A 22,418-nucleotide genomic window follows, 5' to 3' on the forward strand; every position below is an offset into this window, starting at 1 on the left:
AATCTTTACTATAGTCAAAACAAAACTTTGTATTCTTTATAGTTAATCGTTGCATAATATTAGACAATCAAGCAACCTTTGCAACTTAGTCCCGAAGCTTCGGGATAGTACCTTAAAAGAAAATAATTATATTTGATTTCTATTAAAAAACCAAACCATGAGAATTTTTACTTTATGCTTTTTATTGTTAAGCTTCACAGCATTTGCTCAGAAAAACAATAAATACGAGACTTATTTCGAAAAAGGAAACGGAAACCAATCGGCTAATTATCAGGAAACCATAAAATACTACACGCTTCTTGCACATGATTTTCCGACTATCAAAATGGAAGAAATGGGACTCACAGATAGTGGATATCCTCTACACATGATTACTTTTAATTCTGACAAACAATTTGATTTTGAGGCAATCAAAAAGAATAAAGCTGTAATACTTCTTAATAATGGAATCCATGCTGGCGAACCTGACGGAATTGACGCAACTATGCAACTGTTTAGAGATTTGGCTTTAGGAAAGATAAAAGCACCAAAAAACACCGTAATAGTAACAATTCCTGTTTATAATATTGGCGGTGCTTTAAACAGAAACTCCACAACAAGAGCCAATCAGGATGGACCAGAAGAATATGGCTTTCGCGGAAATGCAAGAAACTATGACTTAAACCGTGATTTAATTAAATCGGATACTCGCAACACGAAAAGCTTTGTGGAGATTTTCCATAAAACAAACCCAGATGTGTTTATCGATAACCATGTAAGCAACGGGTCTGATTATCAATATAAGCTGACTTATATTATGACACAACATAATAAACTAGGAACTGTTTTAGGAGATTATCTAAATCAGGAAATGATGCCAGCATTGGTAAAAGATTTACAGAAAAAAAATCTGGAAACAACACCTTATGTCAATGCATTTGAAGAAACTCCTGATAATGGTTTTATACAATTTTCGGATAGTCCACGTTACACAACTGGCTATACTTCTCTTTTTAATACAATCGGTTTTGTGGTCGAAACACATATGCTTAAAAACTATGCCGATCGTGTAAAAGCTACTTACGAATACATGACATCTACAATTGATTTTACAGATGCTAATTATAAAAAAATAAAGGAAATGCGTTTAAAAAACGAAGCGCAATATGCACCTAAAAAACCTTATACCATTAAGTGGGAAATTGATAGCACAAAAATGACAACCTTTTCATTTTTAGGATATGAAGCAACTCATAAAAAGAGCGAAGTTACAACTGGTAATAGATTATTTTATGACAGAACTAAACCATACAAAAAAGACATTCCTTATATAAAAGAATTCAAATCGGTTAAGGATATTATTGTTCCTACGGCGTATATTATTCCTAAAGGATTTTGGAATGTTATCGATTTACTCAAAAGTAATGGCGTAACTTATACGCAACTAAAAAAAGATACAATTATAGAAGTTGAAAGTTATAAAATTGCTGATTTTAAAACGACAAATTCGGCTTACGAAGGACATTATTTGCACCGAAATACTAAAGTAACTTCTCAGTTAACAAAAGTACCTTTTTATAAAGGCGATTATGTATTCTCGACCCAACAAAAGGCAATTAAATACCTATTAGAAACATTAGAACCCGAAGGCGTTGATTCATTTTTTAACTGGAATTTCTTCGATACTATGTTACAACAAAAAGAAGGTTACTCAGAGTATGTTTTTGAAGATACTGCGTCTAAACTTCTAAGAGACAACCCAAAATTAAAAGCAGATTTGGAACAAGCAAAACTCAACGATCCGAAACTTGCCAAAGATCCCGAAGCGCAACTGGATTGGGTTTACAAACATTCTGCTTATTATGAAAAGGCGCATATGCAATATCCGATATATCGTGTTTTGTGAATTTAACCGCAATCCCGAGGCTTCGGGAGCAAAGGTTTTTTATATTGATTCTCTTGTAAAATGTTAAGGTCGCAAGGCTGTTTCGCTAATCCTTTGTCAAAGTTTTTCAACTTTGACAAAGGTAAATAGCACATTAATTCACAAAAACTAAATAAATGCCGTACAAACTTTTTCTTGACGATATTAGAGATGTAAAAATGGTTTACAAAAACTTAACTGATGCTGATTTTGTAATAGTTAGAAATTTTCACGATTTTAAAAAAGTAATAATCGAAAACGGACTTCCAGAATTAATTAGTTTTGATAATGATTTAGGATTAGATGAAAACGATAATGTTGCCGAAGATGGTTATGCTGCTGCAAAATGGTTAGTTTATGAATCTGGGCTTGATTTACTAAATTTAAAATTTAATGTTCATTCTGCCAATCCTGTAGCATCAATACAAATTCAAAGCTTACTTGATAATTATATTAAACATTTGAAAAATCAAAATAACTGACGCGAAAACAAATTCAGCCCAATAGCACAGATTGCGAATGCCTATTGGATATCGGACACAGTTCGTAAAGCAGGCAAAACTCGTGTTTAATAAATTTTAAGTAGATTATGGATTTCCGTAATATTCTATTTACTTATGCTCATATTTTTGATAAACAATAATTTAAAAATAAAAATATGGCTTGGAGTTTTCGCAAACGAATTAAAATTATCCCAGGTGTTCATTTGAATTTTAGCAAGAGTGGTATAACTACTTCTATAGGTGTCAAAGGAGCAAATATGACTTTTGGAAAATCTGGAAGTTATTTAAATACAAGTGTACCTATTTTAGGTATCCACAATCGACAAAAAATCTTTAATTCAAATAATAATTCAGAATCCGAGATTTATAATGAGCAACCAATTATAGAAATCTCTGATAATATTTTCAGTTCCGATATTCAAGAAATCACAAGTCAGAATATGCAAGGAATAAAAGAAGCGATTATTTTGGCTAATGAACAAAGAAAAGACTTAAAAAAAGATGTTTTAAAAATACAAACTACCTTAAGTTCATCGAAATTAAAATTAGGTTTGAGTTATTTTTTAATTTATGGATTAGTAAAGAAAACTATTCCTGAAAATATCAAAATTGATATTGAAGCACAGAAAGAAGCAATAGCCCAAACTAAAAAACAAATAGAAAATTGCTTTGTCAAACTTGATGTTGATTTTGAATTAGAAATAAAAGAAAAATACGAAACACTTGTAGAAACATTTAAAAAGTTATCCTCTTCGCAAAAAATTTGGGATGTAACAAGTGCACATTATCAAGATAGAGTTGCAGCTAGATCGTCAGCAAGTACTTTAGTGCAAAAAAGAGATGTTCGATTTGCTTTAAAGTCTCTTCCTGATATCAAATCAGAATTTAATGCTCTTTATTTCCAGAATGCAAATGGTGCAGACTTATATTTTTATCCAAGTTTTATTGTTATGTATTCAAATAATACAAATTTTGCTTTAATTGGAATCGATGAAATAATTTTAAATCAGAGTTTTGTAAGGTTTACAGAAACAGGATCTATTCCTAAAGATTCAAAAATAATAGATAGAACTTGGGCAAAGGTTAACAAAAATGGTTCTCCAGACAAAAGATTTAAAGGCAATTATCAAATTCCAGTTGTTCGTTATGGTGAAATTAGTTTAAAGACAAATACTGGTCTAAATGAAGAATATGAATTTAGTAATTATGAATTTACTGAAGAATTTGGAAAGGCATTTAGAGAATACCAAACCATAATTAAATCATTAAAAAAATTATAAAATCTAACCTTCTGTCTCAACGAAGTGTTCACATGTGTGTGGAGAAGTCTCCCGACTTCTTACCCGCTCTAATAATCTACAAAGAGAATCAAAAAAATAAATTTGGAACAGCATATTGGAGCGGGGATTTCTCCTTCGTCGAAATAAAATGATTGCGGTTACTTTGTGTAAAACCAAAGTTGCTTACGCCCTTGATTGTAATCTTAGACTAAAGACGAATCCTTTTCTGCATTCAGCCAATTATGATTTTCCGTAATATTACTATGTTCTAAATTTTTATTTTTGAAAAACAAACTTAAAACCTAACTATAATGAATAAAATAATTCTTTTACTATTAATTTTAATTGTTTCAATCTCATGTCAAAAAAGCAAAATTGAAAATCTACAAAATGAAATAGAAAGCATCATTAAACCAAATCTAAATGATCCTAGTAGCTATGAATTCAATTCTATGCATTTAGATTCTGTGGAATACCTTACAAGTAAACTAGAAATACAAACGATTTTAAAAGACATTCGCAACTTACAAAAAGAAAATAATAAAATTTCTCAAGAACAAATCAGTTTTCTTAAAAGAAAAATCCATTTTTATTCATCTCTAGATAAATATAAATTTAAAGGAAATTTCTCATTTAGGGGAAATAATAAATTTGGAGCAAAAATTCTAGCAGAATATATTTTTGAAGCAGATAGTACTTACAAACTTATATATATAAGAGATAATAATGGAGACACAATTTATAAGAATATAAGAATGTAGAACTAATAATAAGCTGATTAAAAAAACTGAAAAACTTATTAATAACTTACTAGACTTTTTTTTTATGCCTTTCCATAATTTTACACTTTTGTGTAAACCTATTTCAGGACAAGACAACCATTTAACCACAAACAGAATCCCGCGTGAGGGATAGAAGCTAGCTACCAAAGTAGCGCGTATAGCCCGACAGCATATAAAAAAAGACCCAATGAACGTAATGCTCATTGGGTCTTTTTTTATATGGTGGCACGCCCAAATGTTTATTCTAAGCGATTTTACTTTCTTCTTCGAATAGTAATTTGATGTTTTCGTAGGAGTTTTTAAGTGCTTCTTTTATTTGTACGGGACTTAACCAGGCTACTTTTTCGATTCCTTCTTCTAATTGTCCTTGTGGCGTTCCTTTAAAATCGGATTGCATTTCGAACCAATGCGTTATTTTTAATTTGTATTTTCCGTTGCGTTTAAAAACGTGATATGTCTTTTGTAATTTATTGATAATTCGTAATTTACCAACTCCTGTTTCCTCTTCTACCTCACGCATGGCGGTGTCTTCGATCTCCTCCCCTTTTTCTATTCCGCCTTTTGGTAAGTCCCATTTTCCATTTCTGAAGATGAATAACACCTCTCCTTTTTTATTATAAACTAGTCCTCCTCCCGCTTTATTTACAGGAATTTTTGACTTTAACGTTTTCATAATTTCCTTTTCGTCAGGATGATATAAATACGCCGCTTGAATTTTATTTTGGAACATTTTGACTATAATTTGCTCTATGTCAATACTTTCTAACAAGAACAATTGAAAATTAGTCTCTTTGGAGATTTCATTTGTCAAAAAAAGTGGTTTGTCGTTCACAAAAACTTTATACATTTGTACTATGATTTTTAATAAAGATACTGCCGAAAAAACAGCCGAATTGCTTTTGCAAATAAATGCAATTAAATTGAATCCAGGAAATCCTTTTACATGGGCTTCGGGATGGAAATCACCTATTTATTGTGATAACAGGCTAATTCTCTCATTTCCAAGCATCAGAAATTATGTTAGAGATGAGTTTGCTAAGAACATTGAAAAACAATTTGGTAAGCCAGATGTAATCGCTGGAGTTGCAACAGGAGCCATAGGTATTGGTATTCTTGTTGCCGAAAGCTTAGGATTGCCATTTGTATATGTTAGACCAGAACCTAAAAAACACGGAAGACAAAATCAAGTTGAAGGTTTTTTACAAAAGGGACAAAATGTTGTTGTTGTCGAAGATTTAATAAGCACAGGAAATAGTAGTTTGCTTGCTGTTGAGGCTTTACGTAATGCTGGAGCCAATATTAAGGGTATGGCTGCTATATTTACTTATGGCTTTGATGTTGCTGAGAAAAACTTTCAGGATGCAAAAATCGACTTATACACACTAAGTAACTATTCGAATTTATTAAATCTTGCTGTCGCTAAAAAATATATTCCTGAAGAAGATTTGGTTACCTTGCAGGAATGGAGCGTAAATCCTTCGGTTTGGAGACAAGAAGAATAATTTTAAATTCTAGATTTTAGAAATTTAGTTCCGACACAGCTTTGAAACCTGGACTTTATAAAGTTTAATAACATAAAGAACTTATGTACTTTGCTGCAAAAATTTACGATATTATTTAAATAAAATATAAAACATGAACTTAGAAAGTCCAAAAGTTACCGTTCAGAAATCGGCTCAAGAATTATTTGATTTATTGAGTGATGTGAAAAATTTTGAAAAATTAATGCCAGATAACATTGCTAAATTTGAAGTAATTGGCGAAGATGCTTTTATTTTTGGATTAAAAGGTATGCCGGAAATAAAATTAAAAATGAAAGAAAAAACAGCTCCAAGCAAAATTGTTTTGGGTGCTGCAAGCGATAAATTACCATTTACATTGGTTTCTAACATCGAAACTGTTTCAGACACTTCTAGTGCTGTAAAGCTTGATTTTGAAGGAGAATTCAACCCAATGATGGCAATGATGATAAAAGGACCTATTGGTAAATTTATTGAAACTCTAGCCAATAATATGACTAAACTATAATTAACAATGGATAATTGTTAATTCATAATTATAAAATTCAAAAGTCCGATTTAGCTTTGCTAAATCGGACTTTTTGTTTGAATACGTCGCTAAAAGCCTCTGAACCTTTGTCGCTTAAAACCTTAGTACCTTAAAAAAACCAATTCATCATTAAAAAGAAACAGTTCGGTAATGTATTTTATGTAATACATAAATATTGTTAGAAGTTTGAATCATCAAACTAAATAACATCAAAATGGAACTAACTATCAAGATTTTAATTTATATCCACGCTTTTTTCGGAGGAATTGGATTAATTACCGGAATTGGAAGCGTAATTGTAAAAAAAGGAAAGCCTTTACATCGAAAAATGGGAAAACTATTCTCTATCGGAATGCTAACTAGTTCGATTCTTTCACTTATAGTTTGTTGTTTTCCAAAACACCACAATATTTTTTTATTCTTAATTGGTTTATTTACAATATACCTTGTTATTTCAGGAAATAGAGCTTTGACTTTTAAAAACAAGGCAAAAGCTGATTTAACTGATAAGATAACTTCGGGAACTATGCTATTTTTCTCTGTAATAATGATTTCACTTGGAATATATTGTCAATTAAACAGCATTGAAAACGGAATCTTATTTACTTTCTTTGGTGGATTTGGGTTTTATATGACTGTGAAAGATTTTATTTATTTTAGAAATCTTTCGGAGAAAAATAAAGGTTGGTTATCCAAACATATCGGAAAGATGATTGGTGCTCTGATCGCTTCAATAACAGCTTTTATCGTTGCTGGATTGGGTATCGGAAATATAATTACATGGATAACACCATCAATCATAGGAACGCTCTATATAATATACTGGAATAGAAAATTAAAATCTAAAACCGTAAAAACAATAAAAGTTCAAGTTTAAAAACTTTTGAACTTTATTTAAGTCTATGATTAAAAAAATCAAAGTGATTTTATTTTTTCACAGAGTTACTAAGAGCTATGAAAAACAATAAAAATAAAACCTTTGAGCCTTTGCCTCTCAGAACCTTAGTACCTCTTTTAATAAAGCATCTTAATCTCTTTAATCTCAAATTCCGAAACTGAATCATCTTCTAGTAAAACTTGCAATTTTCCTATTGGAGAAACTCCCTGAATAATCCCCATGAAATTTTTATTATTTACATTTTTAAAGGGCATTGGAACTCCTTTTCTAAATAACTTATTAAAATATTCTCCCCAAAAGAAGCTAGATTGTTTGTTCCAAAGGAGAATATTCTCTTTCATTATCTCTACAATCGAAACAACTAGATTTTCTTTGTTAAATTGGGCGTTACAAATCACTGCTAGTGAAGATGCTTTTGGCAGATTTTCGAAATTTGTCTGATTTACATTTAAGCCTAAGCCAACTACTGACACGATAGTGCCATCACTTTTGAGCGTATTTTCTATCAAAATACCACCAATCTTTTTATTATATGACATAATGTCGTTTGGCCATTTTATACTTAAATCAGGAATATTTAATTCTTCTAAAGCTTTTATTACTGATAATGAAAAGATAATATTTAAATTAAAAAACTGCTCGCTATCAAGCAAGAAATCCTTAACCAACACACTCATTATTAAATTCTTACCTATGTCAGAACGCCAAACCTCCCCCATTTGTCCTTTCCCTTTTGTTTGGTTTTCGGCAGTAACAACGGTAAAATTCTCCGACTCCTGTTGGCTACTTAATAATTTTAAGAACTCATTTGTTGAATCTATGGCATCGAGTTTGATTAGTTTCATCTAAATAATTTATATAACTTAATTTAATATTTTGTTAAGGTTCAAAAATAATCACAAAAATTGGTAACTTTACAAACTCATATAAAATAATTCATGGCGAAAAAGACTGTTAATAATGATGTTCTGTTAGCGAACATAATCAAAGGAATCGAAGAAGTAAAAGGAAATGATATTAGTATCCTAGACCTAAGGGAAATAGACGCAGCAGTTTGCGATTATTTTATCGTTTGCAACGGAAATTCGAATACCCAAGTTAACGCCATCGTAGGCTCAATACAAAAAACTGTATCAAAAGAATTAAAAGACAAACCATGGCATATAGAAGGAACCGATAACGCAGAGTGGGTTCTTATGGATTATGTGCACATTGTTGTTCACGTATTTCAAAAACACATTCGAGAATATTATAATATCGAGAGTCTTTGGGGAGATGCCAAAATAACTACAATCGAAAACAAATACTAAAGAAACATTCTTCAAATGGCTAAAGATAATAATCCAACCCCGAGTAAATTTAAAATAAGTCCTTGGTTAATTTATACCGCAATACTTTTAATATTTTTATTTATCAGTTTTGCAACCGGAGGATCAAGTTTACAAGAGCCTGCCCAATTAACCTCTTCTAAATTCAATGATTTTTTAGAAAAAGGACAAATTGATAAAGTAATTGTATACAATAAAGCTGAAGCTGAAGTGTATCTTAATGCTGCTGCACTTAAGGATCCAGCGCAAAAAAAAGTATCTAAAGACATTTTTGACAGACCTAACAAAGGTCCTCACTATACTTTAGAAATTGGTAACGATCAAATTTTTCAAACTAAATTAGAAAAAGCAGTTAGCGAAGGCAAACTGAAAGATTTTAATTTCCTTCAAAAAAATAACTGGAGTGACATATTAATTAGTTTACTTCCTATTATTATTATTATTGGAGTTTGGATTTTCATTATGAGAAAAATGTCAGGCGGCGCTGGTGGCGGTGGCGGACAAATTTTCAACATTGGAAAATCAAAAGCTAAACTTTTTGACGAGAAAACTGATATCAAAACTACATTTAAAGATGTAGCTGGTTTAGAAGGTGCTAAAGAAGAAATACAAGAAATTGTAGAATTCTTGAAAAACCCAGAAAAATACACCAACTTAGGAGGTAAGATACCAAAAGGTGCCTTACTTGTAGGACCTCCTGGAACTGGTAAAACATTATTAGCAAAAGCTGTAGCTGGCGAAGCACAAGTACCATTCTTCTCATTATCAGGTTCTGATTTTGTTGAAATGTTTGTAGGTGTTGGAGCTTCACGTGTACGTGATTTGTTTAAACAAGCAAAAGAAAAATCTCCTGCAATCATTTTTATTGATGAAATTGATGCTGTAGGTAGAGCTCGTGGAAAAAGCAATATGTCTGGCGGTAATGACGAAAGAGAAAATACACTGAACCAATTACTTACAGAAATGGACGGTTTTGGAACAAACTCTAACGTAATTGTATTAGCTGCAACAAATAGAGCCGATGTTCTTGACAAAGCTTTAATGCGTGCTGGTCGTTTTGACAGACAGATTTTTGTAGACTTACCAGACATTCGTGAAAGAGCAGAAATTTTTCAAGTACACTTAGCTCCTTTGAAAAAAGTAGAAGGTCTTGATTTAGATTTCCTTGCAAAACAAACTCCAGGATTCTCTGGAGCAGATATTGCTAACGTATGTAACGAAGCTGCATTAATTGCTGCAAGAAACAACAAAACTGCTGTAGATAGACAAGATTTCCTTGATGCTGTAGACAGAATTGTAGGTGGTCTAGAAAAGAAAAACAAAATTATTACTCCAGACGAGAAAAAAGCAATTGCAATTCACGAAGCTGGACACGCAACTGTAAGCTGGATGCTGGAACATGCTGCACCACTTATTAAGGTAACTATTGTACCTCGTGGACAAAGTTTAGGAGCTGCATGGTACTTACCAGAAGAGAGACAAATCGTAAGAACAGACCAAATGTTAGACGAAATGTGTGCAACTATGGGTGGAAGAGCTGCTGAAAAAGTAACTTTTGACAGAATTTCGACTGGTGCATTAAGCGATTTAGAAAAAGTTACACGTCAAGCTCGTGCTATGGTAACGATTTACGGACTGAATGACAAAATCGGAAATGTTACATATTACGATTCAACAGGACAAAGCGAATACAACTTTTCAAAACCGTATTCTGATGAAACTGCAAAAGTTATCGACCGAGAAATTTCAGAATTAATTGAAGGTCAATACCAAAGAGCAATAAAAATATTAGAAGACAACAAAGATAAGTTAAATCAACTTGCTGAAATCTTAATTGAAAAAGAGGTTATTTTTAAAGATGACCTAGAAGCAATTTTCGGAAAACGTACTTTTGATAAAAACCTAGAAGAAGTTGTTTCGTAATACTATTCAAATAATTTAATTATTTTTAAAATCTTAATTCAAAAGCCACTTTTGAATTAAGATTTTTTTATCTTTGAACGTTTTCAATTAACACGTAAAGCATTTCAACAATAATGAGCTTTTTTAAAAAATTATTTGGTTCAAGCCATGACGCATCTGATGAAGAGAATCAAAGTGAATATAGCAATTCACTTTCTGAGAATCCTCTTTCTATAGATGAACAATTCATTTTCAATTTTAAAAAAAATGGAGGTAAATTTTTATACTGCGAAAATATTCAGGAAGTAACTGAACAGTTTGAAAATATCCTAGAAGAAAATGATTGGTTTGAAAGTGAAGCCGCATGTTATGAGCCCGCCTTATTTCATTTGCTAGAAGAGAATAAATTAATTTACCAAAGACCAACTAATCCTAAATTCTTATTAGCTAGTTGTGAAAATCTAATTGCAGAAGAAGGTTCTATATTGTTTTCATCAAAACAAATTAAACAGAACAAACCTAACGAGTTGCCTATAAATATTGTTATTCTTGCAACTACAAGTCAAATTCTTACTGCTAAAAGTGATGGTCTTAGTGCCATAAAACGTAAGTACGAAAGAGATTACCCTACCAATATTACCACTATAAAATATTTCGAAAAAGCAAAAGAAGAAGACTTTACGCAATACGGAAGTGTAGCGAAGAACTTGTATTTATTGCTCTTAGAAGACCTGTAAGATGAATGAAACCCTCAAGAGAGCTCTATCTGGTGCCGTTTATATAGTATTACTACTAACGTCTATCCTATATTCAACGGAAAGTTTTATTTTACTTTTCGGTGTTTTTCTAATTATTGCAACTTACGAATTTTGTAATCTGGCTCACATTAATAAAATATTTTCAATTTTATTTGTTTCTGTATTTTACTCAACCATATCACTCCTAAGTTTTTATAAAAGCGAAACTGAAAATTACATCAATAAATTTTTAAAAGAAGATATTAAATTCACCATTAATGTTGATCAATTAAACACTGTATTATTAGTAATCACTTTATTGATATCAGTAAAATGCATTGTATTTTTATTTGATGATACTCAAACAATAAGTCGAGCATCTAAATATCTTTACTTATTAGGATACATTACATTGCCTTTTATTTTTATTACCAAAATTTCGTTTGGAATAAAAGATTATAATCCAAAAATCATTATTGGATTATTTATTCTTATCTGGACAAACGACACCTTTGCCTACTTGGTAGGAAAATCTATTGGGAAAAATAAATTATTTGAACGTATTTCACCAAAAAAAACCATCGAAGGGTTTCTTGGCGGAGTTGTTTTTGCCTGTTTTGCAGGTTATTTAATTTCAAAATTATATATCAAACCTAACGCTAACTTTAGTGATATGTCTATTTTAATATGGACAATCATCGCTTTAATCGTTGGTGTTTTTGGTACTATCGGCGATTTAATTGAATCAAAATTTAAAAGAATAGCCGGAGTCAAAGATAGCGGAACAATAATGCCTGGACACGGAGGCGTTCTAGATCGATTAGATAGTGTTATATTTGTAGCACCAATTGTATTTTTATTTTACCAAATTTTAAATTATGTTTCATAAAGAAGGAACCCAATCCATTTTATTAGGCACTATATTCGTTAGTGTTGTACTTTTATTAACTGATCATTTTATTGATATCAATTGGCTTAAAATGTTGATTCAGATTAGTGCTTTATTATTGTTAATCATAATATTGCAATTTTTTAGAAATCCAAAAAGAACAGTTATCAAAGATATCAATCAGATTCTTGCTCCTGTTGATGGTAAAGTTGTTGTTATTGAAGAAGTTTACGAAGGTGAATATTTTAAAGACAAACGCCTACAAATTTCAATTTTTATGTCGCCTATTAATGTACACGTAACTCGTTATGCATTAGACGGAATTATAAAATTTAGCAAATACCACCCAGGTAAATTTTTGGTTGCATGGCATCCAAAAGCAAGTGAAGAAAACGAAAGAACAACTGTTGTAATCGAAAATAAAACTTTCGGAGAAGTTTTATACAGACAAATTGCAGGTGCATTAGCACGCCGAATTGTGAATTATGCACAAGAAGGAATGCAAGTTGTACAAGGAACAGATGCAGGTTTTATTAAATTTGGTTCGAGAGTAGATATTTTCTTACCTTTGGGCACACCTATTAATGTTGTATTAGACCAAAAAGCAATTGGGGGTAAAACCATTATTGCTACAAAAGGGTAATGACTGAAAAAGATTTAGATACACGATTTTTAGAGGCTGTTGAAATTGCTTCCAAAATGACACAAGCCTCACTGCCACAAGATGTGCAATTGAGGCTGTATGCTTTTTATAAACAAGCAACTTTTGGTACTGCAAAATATAGCCAATCTGAAAATTTTGACTTGAGAAATGCTTTTAAAACAAATGCGTGGATTCAAATTAGTCATTTAAGTGTAGACGAAGCCAAAGAAAATTATATAGAAATCATTAATTCACTAATAACAAAATAGATATTTTATGAAAAAATATAGTATTCAATTTTCGTTTTTTATCTTGATTTCACTTACGATTCTCTCTTGTAATGATAACAATAAACTAACTGAAGTCGTTGAAGTTCCTCTACCATCAAAGGATGAAAAAATAATAATTGGGAGTCCAGATGAAGTTAAAGCAAATCCAGGAGCTTTTCTACTAGAAAAACTTCCGTATGCATATAACGCATTAGCTCCAAATATTAGATCATTAACTCTGGAGACACATTACTCCAAACATTATTTAACTTATACTAATAACCTAAATAAAGCAATTGCCAATACAGATTATGTAAATATGACGATTGAGCAAATTCTAGGCAAGTTAGATTTAAATGATGCAAATCTTCGTAATAATGCTGGTGGATATTATAACCATTCCCTTTATTGGAAATGTATGACTCCAAAACCAGAAGCTGAACAAGCTACAGATACACTGGCTGGTGCAATGAATAAAGAATTTGGCTCATATAATAATTTTAAAAATTTATTTAAAGCTGAAGCAACAAAACAATTCGGATCAGGATGGGTTTGGTTAGTTGTAGATAAAGCTGGGAAATTACAAATTACAACAACCCAAAATCAAGATAATCCTTTAATGAAAAATGCATTAATCTCTGGAACTCCAATTCTAGCTCTGGACTTATGGGAACATGCTTATTATCTGGATTACCAAAACAGAAAAAATAGTTATGTCGATGCTTTTTTCAATATCATTAATTGGGAAAAGATAAACGAAAATTATAAAACTGCTTTAACCAAGGTTAGAAAAGTCTAAAAAAAAGCTGATACAAAATGTATCAGCTTTTTTTTGGTTTTAACAAAAATATTAATCTACTTCACTTCATAAATAAACGACTCCGATGGCGCTAATTTAACTTTAGCTTTTCCTTCACCATTTTTCACAACCAAACTAGTTTTACCTTTTAAATACAATTGATCCGTAAGCGTATATTCTCCATCTTTCAAATTCCATTTAGCAATAACATCCACAGGAACTTTCAATTCAAATTCACTTGTTTTATCCGCAGAAAAATTAACTACAATAATTAGTTTTTGATTATTTGACCAACGCACATAAGAATAAATACCTGCATCATATCCTGAAGTATTCTTTCTATTTACAGTTTGAATTTCTTGAAAACTACCCATTAATGCAGAACTCTTTATCGATAAATTTAATAATCGCTTATAAAAATCTCTCAAATCCTTTTCAGATTGCGTAAGTTGTCCTCCATCAAATTTGCCATTGTTCATCCATCGCTGATGATTTGGTACACCAATATAATCAAAAATCGAAGTTCTCGTAGGTTTTCCAAATCCAGCATTTTCATTTCCAGCTTCTCCTACTTCCTGTCCAAAATAAACCATCGTTGGCGAAGTACTTATTGTTGTAGAAACTACCATCAAAGGTTTTCCTTTTTCCGGAGTTCCTGCAAACTCAGAACTTGCCAAACGTTGTTCGTCATGATTATCTAGAAAATGCAACATATTATGCTCAATATCTGCCATATTAAGCTGAATACCTGAAAGCTCGTCAGGCGAAGATTTCCCCTTTACAATATCTTTTAGTTTATCATACGTTTCTACTTTATCATATAAATAATCCATTTTACCCAAGTGAATATAATTACGATATTCTTTAGGGTTATACACCTCTGCTAATAAGAAAGCATTTGGGTTCTTAACCTTAATCGCTGAGTTCATATAACTCCAAAATTCATAAGGAACCATTTCGGCCATATCAAAACGGAAACCATCAACACCTTTATCTGTCCAATACAAAGCAATTGATTTAAATTTCTTCCAAGAATCAGGAACATCTTTATCATTCCAAAAATTATAATGCTCTTGGTATGATTTTTTATCAAAATCAGCAGGAAGTTCAGGAAAATCTTTAGAACCATCAGGGCGAATTCCGTAGTTTACTTTAACTGTTTCATACCAGTCATTTTGATCAGGTTTGGCTTTACGCGAACCATTTCCTGTCCATTTTGCTGGATTTTCATCAAATTTCCCATCTACAAGCACATTTTTCTCACCGTTTAACGGAAGATCATTATCTGGAATTTGAAATGGGGTATTCGGTATATAATAAAAATTGTTATTACGCTTGTATTCAACCGTTACATCATCATTGGCACCAAAATCTTTTTCGCCTACAGGATCGTTTTTACCTTCATACTTTCTCGCAATATGATTCGGAACAATATCTATAATTACCTTTAAGCCTGCTTTATGCGTACGTGCAATCAAAGCTTCAAATTCTTGTAAGCGATTGGCCGGATTAACTGCCAAATCTGGATTTACATTATAATAATCCTTTACGGCATACGGCGATCCTGCTCTACCTTTTATCACTTCGGGATCATCATTAGAAATTCCAAATGCAGTATAATCGCGAACCAAAGCGTGATGAGGAACACCAGTATACCAAATATAAGTAACACCTAAATCTTTAATTTCGTGAAGTGCTTTATCGCTAAAATCGTTGAACTTCCCTACTCCATTCTCTTCAATAGTTCCCCAAGGTTTATTTGTGGTATTAGTATTTCCGAACAAACGGGTGAAAACCTGATATACAACAACTTTATTTCCTGAAACTACCTCCCTCTTGTCCGTATTTAATTTTATATCTTTTGTTTTACATGCAGTAACTAATACCATTGCGGTAATACCTGCTATAAGAATACGTGCTTTTATCATGTTTATATAGTGTGCTTTTATTAATTTTAATACCAAAATGTATTAACCAGTTTTTAAATTTAATCTATTTTTTAAGACATAAAATGGCAGAATAAAATTTAACTAAAAAAACGGTTTTGCTACTAACACTACAACGTGTTAGTGCATCCATTTGTTGATAACTTAAACTTTTTATTAAAGGTGCAAAGGTTCATAGCTACAAAGGTTCAAAGGATTGAAACTTTACTCCCGACGCTTCGGGATTGCATAAACAATTATTTTGCTATTAATTTTTGCCACAGATTAAAATGATTAAACAGATTAAAAGCTTTTTTTACCATTAAGAAATTAAGAAAAGTTAAGTTTAATCCTTAATAAAACTTAATACCTTAATAGTTAAACTTTTTATACCACAGATTAAAAAATCTGTTTTTATCCGCATTTTCGCTTAAGCTAATCTGTTTTATCCGCGTTCCTTTTCGCCACAGATTAAATGATTAAATAGATTCAAATCTTTGCGAACCTTACGTAAACCTTTTCGCCCTTTGCGGTTAAACTTTTTCTGCCACAGATTAAAAAATCCGTGTTTATCCGTGTTTTCGCTTGAGCGAATCAGTTTTATCCGCGTTTCTTTTCTCGTCAGTTATTCTAAGAAAATGTGTTTAGGACTTTTAATAGAATTAAAACAAATCAATTCGCAAAAATTCGTATAGTTCGTGGTAAAAAAAGTTTAGCCCTATCAAATAATATCAGTTATAAATAAATCCTAATATCTGTTAAGGTTGTTTCCTTTTTCATAAATTTGACAAAAATTTAATCAATTGAAGAAATCACTCTTTTTCATATATAGCTGCTTGCTAATTTTAAGTGTTAATTTAGGAATGGCACAAGCTCCAAAAATTATTAACATCGAGCATTCTGACTTTGTCGACAGAAATGAAATCGAAATGCCAGGTGCCATTTTACTTACCGGAAACGTAAAAGTAAATCACGATGGTGTGGTTTTAACCTGTAATAAAGCCTATTTATTTCAAGGAGAAAATTACCTAAAAGCCTTTGGAAATGTACAGATAGTACAAGGAGACACCTTATTCTTAAATAGTAAATACGCAGAATATAGCGGAAACTCAAAAAAAGCATTTGCAACAGGAAATGCAGTTATGAGCTCGCCAGATGCAACATTACAAACAGACACGATAAACTTTGACAGAAACATTCAGGAAGTATTCTATAATTCTAAAGGAACTATTATCAACAAAGACAATACTTTAGAAAGTAAATCAGGAAGATATTATGCCGAACAAAAAAAGTTTGTATTCCTAACCGCAGTTACGGTTACCAATCCTAAATGTGTTATAAAATCAAACCACTTAGATTATTACAGTAATTCTGGACATTCCTATCTCTTTGGACCATCTACAATTACCAGTAAAACCGATTATATCTATACCGAAAAAGGTTTTTATGATACTAAAAAAAATCTGGCACATTTTCTCCGGAAATCATACATTCGCTATGATACCCGCCTAATAGAAGGCGATAGTTTATACTATGACCGAAATAAAGATTTTGCATCGGCAACTAGAAATGTAAAAATTACAGACTCAATAAATCGCGGAATAGTAAAAGGACATTATGCCGAAATATACAAACAAAAAGATTCCATGTTTGTTACTAAGAGAGCTGTTGCAATAAACTTTGTCGATAACGATTCCGTTTACATACACGGAAAAAGGCTAATGATTACAGGAAAAGAAGGAGATCGAATCATTCGTGCTTTTAACAATGTTCGTTTTTTTAAAACCGATATGAGTGGAAAATGCGATTCGATACATTCTAATAGCAGAACAGCCTTAACAAAACTAATAGGAAACCCAATACTCTGGAACGGCGAAAGCCAGATTACAGGCGATATTATGCATCTTATTGGCGATAATAATACCAAGAAACTCGACTCGCTCAAAGTCCTCAATAACACCTTTATAATCTCCAAGGACACCTTAGGAACTGGCTATAATCAAGTCAAGGGATTAAATTTATTCGGAAAATTTAGGGACGGAAAACTACACGATGTTGATGTCATAAAAAATACCGAAGTAATTTACTATATGCGGAATGATGCCAATGAACTTATCGGAATCAATAAAAATGTAAGTAGCAAAATCAATCTTATTTTAGAAAACAATGCTATCGAAACCATTACATTCTTCAATCAAGTAGATGGAGATATATTCCCCGAAGCCGAATTACCCGAAAATGCTCGAAAACTTCGAGGCATGGTTTGGCGAGGAGACGAAAAGATAAAGTCTAAAGATGATATTTTCACAAAAGAAGAAAACGACGAAAACGACAAATTAGTCCAAGAAGGAAAAGACGAAAATGCCAAAGAAAATGTCCCTATGAAAGTAAGGAAAGAAACACTCGATTACGACAAAAAGAAACCAGCAGCAAAACCTGCTAAGACAACTAAGACCAAGAAATAGTATATACTCTCAATTTTTAGTATACAGTCGCAGTGACAGTTTTCAATCACCGTTTTTAATAACAATAATAACAGTTTAAAACATTAAACTAGAAAACCTCTGTCCCTTTGAGCCTTAGCGCCTCAGTAACTTAGAACCTTAGTACCTTAAAAAGAAATGAACCCAGATTTTATAAAATACCAAGCACAAACATCACCATATCCGTTAGGAATGGAAGTTTCGCACGCCATAGGATCCTACATATACGACACCAATAATAAAAAATATTTAGACTTCGTAGCAGGTGTTTCAGCCTGTACATTAGGTCACCAGCATCCAAGAGTAAATCAAGCAATAAAAGATCAGTTAGACAAATATTCGCATGTAATGGTCTACGGAGAATATTCGCAAAGTCCAGCCGTAGAGTATTGCAAACTAATGGCTTCCCTCCTTCCCGAATCACTAAATAAAACCTATTTAGTAAACTCAGGAACCGAAGCAATTGAAGGCGCACTAAAACTAGCCCGAAGAACAACAGGACGTAGCCAGTTAATATCGTGTCATAACGCTTACCATGGTAATACAATGGGATCAATGAGTGTTATGGGATTCGAAGAGCGCAAACAAGCTTTTAGACCCTTAATTCCCGATGTAGATTTCATTACGTTTAACAACGAAGAAGATTTACAAAAGATTACCACAAAAACGGCCGGAATAATACTCGAAACAATACAAGGAGGAGCAGGATTTATAGAGCCACATGATAACTTTCTTCAAAAAGTACGCAAACGCTGCGACGAAGTTGGAGCCATGATGATAGTCGACGAGATTCAGCCAGGATTTGGTCGAACAGGAAAACTATTTGGCTTTCAGAATTACGATGTCGTTCCCGATATTGTAGTTATGGGAAAAGGTATGGGAGGCGGAATGCCAGTAGGCGCATTTACAGCATCTGCAGAAAAAATGGATCTACTTACCGAAAATCCAAAACTCGGACACATAACCACTTTTGGAGGCCACCCTGTCATTGCGTCAGCCTGTTTGGCAACTTTGAAAGAAATTACTGAGACAAACCTAATGCCCGAAACATTAGAAAAAGAAAAACTCATCAGAACACTTTTGGTACATCCTTTGATTAAGGAAGTTAGAGGAAGAGGATTAATGCTTGCCGCCATGACAGAAAGTGCCGAAATAACAAACGAAGTTATTTTAACCTGTCAGGACAAAGGGCTTATTTTATTCTGGTTGCTGTTTGAAGGATGTGCCATACGTATTACACCTCCGTTAACAATTTCTGAAGAAGAAATAAGAGAAGGTTGCGCCATCATCCTAAATGTAATGGATGAAATAATGAAGCAAAAAGAATAATTAGGAGCTATTTCCAGCTATCCGCTTATATCTTTTGTTTTTTAAAGAAAAAAACAAAAGGATACCGCTTTTATCTGGGCTAAAACATATTGTTGACTACAAAGCAGTTAAAAATTAAAATACTTTCAGTTTTATAAAAAACTCACCTAAAAACTGATTGCAGGCACTGCAAATATTGTTAATTAAATTGTTCACAACAATTCCCTCCTTCCCCACATAACAAAAACATGTTGCCTAAATTTATAATAGGCTAATATCAAAAAAATAAAGTATGCAATTAAGCAACGAAGAAGAAGATTATAACCTATCCCTATCCAAATTTGAGTCTATGTTAAAAACTAACAAAGTACTCTTTTTTGATTCAGAAGAATTTGAAGAGATTATCCTTCATTATCTGGACATAGGCAAGGCTAATTTAGCAAAAAAGGCCTTAAAACTAGCACTAGATCAACATCCTAAATCTACAGGCTTAAAATTAGTACAAGTAGAGATGCTGGTGTATGACGACAAACTCGAAATAGCCGAAAAGCTTTTGAACGAGTTGTACGCAATCGAACCTAACAACGAAGAAATTTACATCCAGAAAGCAAACATCTATTCTAAAAGAGATCAACACGAAAAAGCAGTCGAATTACTTAAAATTGCTTTAGAATACACAGATGATTTTGCCGACGTGTACAATTTAATCGGTATGGAATATCTTTTTATGGATAATCTTGAAATGGCAAAAGATAGCTTTATCAAATGTCTGGAAGAAGATTTAGAAGACCAATCGGCCTTATACAACGTAGTATATTGTTTTGAGTTTTTAGATCAAAATCAAGAAGCAATTACCTATTTAAATCAATACATAAACAAAAATCCTTATAGCGAAATCGCTTGGCATCAGCTAGGACGCTTGCATTATGGCGTAAAAGAATATGAAAGCGCCATCCGTGCGTTTGATTATGCAACCTTAATCGACGATGAGTTTCTTGGTGCATTCATGGAAAGAGCCAAAGCTTACGAACGTTTAAAACAATATGCCGAAGCAATAGAAAGCTACAACCGTACCATCGAACTAGATGATGCAACATCGTATGCATTATTAAGAATAGGAAAATGTTACGAGAAACTAGGCAATAAAGCTTTAGCGCTAAAATATTACAATAAAACTGTACATGAAGATCCACTTTTAGACAAAGGATGGATTGCCATAACCGACTTTTATGTACGCCAAAAAAACTTCCAGAAAGCATTGTTCTTTGTTAATAAAGCATTAGCAATCGACAATCAAAACCGTTTGTATTGGAAACGCTATGCGATGATAAACAAACAAATGAACTTTTTTGAAGAAGCAGAATTTGGTTACCGAAAAGCAGTCGAATTTGGTGATCATGCACTAGACACCTGGTTGTTCTGGACAGATATCCTTCAGTTTTTGGGCGAATTCGAAAGCGCAATTCAAACATTATTGCAAGCAACTGAATATTTCCCAGAAGAAAATGAAATCGAATACCGTTTAGCAGGATTGTATTTTATGATACAAGACAATACTAAAGCCAAATTTCACTTAAGTAATGGATTACGATTAAATTTTGACAATTATATTTTAATCGAAGACCTATTTCCAGTGGTTTGGACTAAAAAAACGGTGCAAAATTATATTACAAAACATAAAAAACAATAATGATTCATATTTTAAAAAGGCGTTTTGGCTTATTAGGAAAAAATATTAGTTACTCTTTTTCAAAAGGTTATTTTACCGAAAAATTCAACGACGAACATTTTAAAGGATGTAGTTATGAGAATTTTGATATTCCGGAAATTAACTTTTTTACAGCATTAATAAAAAACAATCCCGATTTAAAAGGATTGAATGTAACGATTCCTTACAAAGAACAAATACTACCTTTTTTAGATAAACTATCAAAAAAAGCCACATTAATCGGTGCTGTAAATACAGTGAAATTTACCAAAACAGGAAAATTAAAAGGATACAACACCGATTATTATGGTTTTAAAAAATCATTAAAACCTTTATTGCAACCACATCACAAAAAAGCATTGATTTTAGGTACAGGTGGCGCTTCTAAAGGAGTTGCTTTTGCATTAGACGAATTAGGGATTTTATACACCTTTGTTTCTCGCGAAGCCAAAGAAAACATCATAGATTATAATTTAATCAACGCTACAACTTTTGATAATTACCAAATTATAATCAATAGTACACCCGTTGGTACAAGCCCAAATATTGAAGCTTATCCAGCAATTCCGTACGAGTTTTTTACAAAAAAACACATCGCTTACGATTTAATCTATAATCCTGAAGAAACTACATTTCTTAAAAAAGCAAAAGAAAACGGAGCCGTAATAAAAAACGGATACGATATGCTTATTTTTCAAGCCGAAAAAGCCTGGAAAATATGGAATAAATAAAATACTTACAGAAATAATATTAAAGACTACAATTGCAAGATTGTGGTCTTTTTTGTTTTACGACTATTCCGAAGCCTCTCGCTTAATTGAACGCTGATTTTGAACGCGGATGACACGGATTCGCTTAGGCGAAGACGCGGATAAAAACGGATTTTAAGAATAACAAGTAGAATCCGTTTTTATCCGCGTTTTTACTTTTGTAAATCCGTGTCATCCGCGTTCCTTTTTTCTAGACTATAGCGAAACATAACAACACAACCATTAATTGCCGTTTTTTAATA

Annotated in this window: 21 protein-coding genes; 18 read left to right on the forward strand and 3 right to left on the reverse strand. The window is 32.2% G+C overall.

Annotated features, from left to right (window positions below; genetic code table 11):
- The first annotated feature begins 157 nt into the window (after nucleotides 1–157).
- From OA93_RS09645 to OA93_RS09660, 4 genes are all read left to right on the forward strand, one after another.
- On the forward strand, nucleotides 158–1,885 hold the full coding sequence (locus OA93_RS09645; protein ID WP_039112978.1) for a M14 family metallopeptidase: 1,728 nt from the start codon (nucleotides 158–160) through the stop codon (nucleotides 1,883–1,885).
- A gap of 155 nt (nucleotides 1,886–2,040) precedes the next feature.
- Complete coding sequence (locus OA93_RS09650; RefSeq protein WP_039112979.1) at nucleotides 2,041–2,385, forward strand: cyclic-phosphate processing receiver domain-containing protein; 345 nt, start codon at nucleotides 2,041–2,043, stop codon at nucleotides 2,383–2,385.
- A 176-nt stretch (nucleotides 2,386–2,561) separates the two neighbouring features.
- Complete coding sequence (locus tag OA93_RS09655) at nucleotides 2,562–3,686, forward strand: DUF4236 domain-containing protein (RefSeq protein ID WP_039112980.1); 1,125 nt, start codon at nucleotides 2,562–2,564, stop codon at nucleotides 3,684–3,686.
- A gap of 311 nt (nucleotides 3,687–3,997) precedes the next feature.
- Nucleotides 3,998–4,447 carry a hypothetical protein gene (locus tag OA93_RS09660; RefSeq protein ID WP_039112981.1) on the forward strand — a complete coding sequence of 150 codons (450 nt, stop codon included), beginning with the start codon at nucleotides 3,998–4,000 and terminating at the stop codon, nucleotides 4,445–4,447.
- A 265-nt stretch (nucleotides 4,448–4,712) separates the two neighbouring features.
- On the opposite strand, the gene OA93_RS09665 is transcribed toward OA93_RS09660, so the two are convergent.
- Entirely contained in the window at nucleotides 4,713–5,315 is a 603-nt protein-coding gene (locus OA93_RS09665; protein WP_039112982.1) for an NUDIX domain-containing protein, read from the reverse strand.
- Nucleotides 5,316–5,322: 7 nt separating this feature from the next.
- On the opposite strand from OA93_RS09665, the gene pyrE reads away from it, so the two are divergent.
- The 3 genes from pyrE to OA93_RS09680 all read left to right on the forward strand — a co-directional run bounded on the left by pyrE (nucleotide 5,323) and on the right by OA93_RS09680 (nucleotide 7,394).
- Nucleotides 5,323–5,970: an orotate phosphoribosyltransferase gene (gene pyrE, locus OA93_RS09670; RefSeq protein WP_039112983.1), complete on the forward strand. Its 648-nt coding sequence runs from the start codon at nucleotides 5,323–5,325 to the stop codon at nucleotides 5,968–5,970.
- 133 nt (nucleotides 5,971–6,103) lie between these two features.
- Nucleotides 6,104–6,496 (forward strand): SRPBCC family protein, encoded by a 393-nt coding sequence (locus OA93_RS09675; protein ID WP_039112984.1) that lies wholly within the window; start codon nucleotides 6,104–6,106, stop codon nucleotides 6,494–6,496.
- Nucleotides 6,497–6,731: 235 nt separating this feature from the next.
- On the forward strand, nucleotides 6,732–7,394 hold the full coding sequence (locus OA93_RS09680; RefSeq protein WP_039112985.1) for a hypothetical protein: 663 nt from the start codon (nucleotides 6,732–6,734) through the stop codon (nucleotides 7,392–7,394).
- A gap of 137 nt (nucleotides 7,395–7,531) precedes the next feature.
- Here the strand turns inward: OA93_RS09680 and OA93_RS09685 are convergent, their stop codons facing one another.
- Complete coding sequence (locus OA93_RS09685; RefSeq protein WP_039112986.1) at nucleotides 7,532–8,260, reverse strand: biotin--[acetyl-CoA-carboxylase] ligase; 729 nt, start codon at nucleotides 8,258–8,260, stop codon at nucleotides 7,532–7,534.
- Nucleotides 8,261–8,353: 93 nt separating this feature from the next.
- Here OA93_RS09685 and rsfS point away from each other — a divergent pair, with 93 nt between their 5' ends.
- The 7 genes from rsfS to OA93_RS09720 all read left to right on the forward strand — a co-directional run bounded on the left by rsfS (nucleotide 8,354) and on the right by OA93_RS09720 (nucleotide 13,982).
- Complete coding sequence (gene rsfS / locus OA93_RS09690; protein ID WP_039112987.1) at nucleotides 8,354–8,725, forward strand: ribosome silencing factor; 372 nt, start codon at nucleotides 8,354–8,356, stop codon at nucleotides 8,723–8,725.
- Between the two features lie 15 nt (nucleotides 8,726–8,740).
- Nucleotides 8,741–10,666 (forward strand): ATP-dependent zinc metalloprotease FtsH, encoded by a 1,926-nt coding sequence (gene ftsH, locus OA93_RS09695; RefSeq protein WP_039112988.1) that lies wholly within the window; start codon nucleotides 8,741–8,743, stop codon nucleotides 10,664–10,666.
- A gap of 113 nt (nucleotides 10,667–10,779) precedes the next feature.
- Nucleotides 10,780–11,382 carry a lactate utilization protein B/C gene (locus tag OA93_RS09700; RefSeq protein ID WP_039112989.1) on the forward strand — a complete coding sequence of 201 codons (603 nt, stop codon included), beginning with the start codon at nucleotides 10,780–10,782 and terminating at the stop codon, nucleotides 11,380–11,382.
- 1 nt (nucleotide 11,383) lies between these two features.
- Nucleotides 11,384–12,271, forward strand: a complete 888-nt coding sequence (locus OA93_RS09705) for a phosphatidate cytidylyltransferase (protein ID WP_039112990.1) — start codon at nucleotides 11,384–11,386, stop codon at nucleotides 12,269–12,271.
- The gene (locus OA93_RS09710; RefSeq protein WP_039112991.1) at nucleotides 12,261–12,914 is read left to right on the forward strand and encodes a phosphatidylserine decarboxylase family protein; all 654 of its coding nucleotides are present in this window, start codon (nucleotides 12,261–12,263) and stop codon (nucleotides 12,912–12,914) included. Before OA93_RS09705 ends, OA93_RS09710 begins: the two co-directional genes overlap by 11 nt.
- Entirely contained in the window at nucleotides 12,914–13,183 is a 270-nt protein-coding gene (locus OA93_RS09715) for an acyl-CoA-binding protein (RefSeq protein WP_039112992.1), read from the forward strand. Before OA93_RS09710 ends, OA93_RS09715 begins: the two co-directional genes overlap by 1 nt.
- A gap of 7 nt (nucleotides 13,184–13,190) precedes the next feature.
- Entirely contained in the window at nucleotides 13,191–13,982 is a 792-nt protein-coding gene (locus tag OA93_RS09720) for a superoxide dismutase (RefSeq protein WP_039112993.1), read from the forward strand.
- A 56-nt stretch (nucleotides 13,983–14,038) separates the two neighbouring features.
- Here the strand turns inward: OA93_RS09720 and OA93_RS09725 are convergent, their stop codons facing one another.
- Complete coding sequence (locus tag OA93_RS09725; protein WP_039112994.1) at nucleotides 14,039–15,910, reverse strand: alpha-amylase family glycosyl hydrolase; 1,872 nt, start codon at nucleotides 15,908–15,910, stop codon at nucleotides 14,039–14,041.
- A gap of 860 nt (nucleotides 15,911–16,770) precedes the next feature.
- Here OA93_RS09725 and OA93_RS09730 point away from each other — a divergent pair.
- From OA93_RS09730 to OA93_RS09745, 4 genes are all read left to right on the forward strand, one after another.
- Nucleotides 16,771–18,372, forward strand: a complete 1,602-nt coding sequence (locus OA93_RS09730; protein ID WP_052259422.1) for an OstA-like protein — start codon at nucleotides 16,771–16,773, stop codon at nucleotides 18,370–18,372.
- Between the two features lie 156 nt (nucleotides 18,373–18,528).
- Nucleotides 18,529–19,719, forward strand: coding sequence for an aspartate aminotransferase family protein (locus OA93_RS09735; protein WP_039112996.1), 1,191 nt, complete (start codon nucleotides 18,529–18,531; stop codon nucleotides 19,717–19,719).
- Nucleotides 19,720–19,990: 271 nt separating this feature from the next.
- Nucleotides 19,991–21,388 (forward strand): tetratricopeptide repeat protein, encoded by a 1,398-nt coding sequence (locus tag OA93_RS09740; protein WP_039112997.1) that lies wholly within the window; start codon nucleotides 19,991–19,993, stop codon nucleotides 21,386–21,388.
- Nucleotides 21,388–22,137 carry a shikimate dehydrogenase gene (locus OA93_RS09745; protein ID WP_039112998.1) on the forward strand — a complete coding sequence of 250 codons (750 nt, stop codon included), beginning with the start codon at nucleotides 21,388–21,390 and terminating at the stop codon, nucleotides 22,135–22,137. The genes OA93_RS09740 and OA93_RS09745 overlap by 1 nt, the downstream gene beginning before the upstream one ends.
- The last annotated feature ends 281 nt before the right edge of the window (nucleotides 22,138–22,418 follow it).

This window comes from Flavobacterium sp. KMS, assembly GCF_000813005.1.
Taxonomy (GTDB): domain Bacteria; phylum Bacteroidota; class Bacteroidia; order Flavobacteriales; family Flavobacteriaceae; genus Flavobacterium.

Bases quoted from the DNA above. Each gene is read 5' to 3' on its own strand.
- OA93_RS09725 (WP_039112994.1), bottom strand. From the start codon at position 15,910: ATGATAAAAGCACGTATTCTTATAGCAGGTATTACCGCAATGGTATTA.
- OA93_RS09655 (WP_039112980.1), top strand. From the start codon at position 2,562: ATGGCTTGGAGTTTTCGCAAACGAATTAAAATTATCCCAGGTGTTCAT.
- OA93_RS09700 (WP_039112989.1), top strand. From the start codon at position 10,780: ATGAGCTTTTTTAAAAAATTATTTGGTTCAAGCCATGACGCATCTGAT.
- OA93_RS09660 (WP_039112981.1), top strand. From the start codon at position 3,998: ATGAATAAAATAATTCTTTTACTATTAATTTTAATTGTTTCAATCTCA.
- OA93_RS09730 (WP_052259422.1), top strand. From the start codon at position 16,771: ATGGCACAAGCTCCAAAAATTATTAACATCGAGCATTCTGACTTTGTC.
- OA93_RS09665 (WP_039112982.1), bottom strand. From the start codon at position 5,315: ATGTATAAAGTTTTTGTGAACGACAAACCACTTTTTTTGACAAATGAA.
- OA93_RS09705 (WP_039112990.1), top strand. From the start codon at position 11,384: ATGAATGAAACCCTCAAGAGAGCTCTATCTGGTGCCGTTTATATAGTA.
- ftsH (WP_039112988.1), top strand. From the start codon at position 8,741: ATGGCTAAAGATAATAATCCAACCCCGAGTAAATTTAAAATAAGTCCT.
- OA93_RS09675 (WP_039112984.1), top strand. From the start codon at position 6,104: ATGAACTTAGAAAGTCCAAAAGTTACCGTTCAGAAATCGGCTCAAGAA.
- rsfS (WP_039112987.1), top strand. From the start codon at position 8,354: ATGGCGAAAAAGACTGTTAATAATGATGTTCTGTTAGCGAACATAATC.
- OA93_RS09680 (WP_039112985.1), top strand. From the start codon at position 6,732: ATGGAACTAACTATCAAGATTTTAATTTATATCCACGCTTTTTTCGGA.
- OA93_RS09645 (WP_039112978.1), top strand. From the start codon at position 158: ATGAGAATTTTTACTTTATGCTTTTTATTGTTAAGCTTCACAGCATTT.
- OA93_RS09650 (WP_039112979.1), top strand. From the start codon at position 2,041: ATGCCGTACAAACTTTTTCTTGACGATATTAGAGATGTAAAAATGGTT.
- OA93_RS09740 (WP_039112997.1), top strand. From the start codon at position 19,991: ATGCAATTAAGCAACGAAGAAGAAGATTATAACCTATCCCTATCCAAA.
- pyrE (WP_039112983.1), top strand. From the start codon at position 5,323: ATGATTTTTAATAAAGATACTGCCGAAAAAACAGCCGAATTGCTTTTG.
- OA93_RS09745 (WP_039112998.1), top strand. From the start codon at position 21,388: ATGATTCATATTTTAAAAAGGCGTTTTGGCTTATTAGGAAAAAATATT.
- OA93_RS09720 (WP_039112993.1), top strand. From the start codon at position 13,191: ATGAAAAAATATAGTATTCAATTTTCGTTTTTTATCTTGATTTCACTT.
- OA93_RS09715 (WP_039112992.1), top strand. From the start codon at position 12,914: ATGACTGAAAAAGATTTAGATACACGATTTTTAGAGGCTGTTGAAATT.
- OA93_RS09735 (WP_039112996.1), top strand. From the start codon at position 18,529: ATGAACCCAGATTTTATAAAATACCAAGCACAAACATCACCATATCCG.
- OA93_RS09685 (WP_039112986.1), bottom strand. From the start codon at position 8,260: ATGAAACTAATCAAACTCGATGCCATAGATTCAACAAATGAGTTCTTA.
- OA93_RS09710 (WP_039112991.1), top strand. From the start codon at position 12,261: ATGTTTCATAAAGAAGGAACCCAATCCATTTTATTAGGCACTATATTC.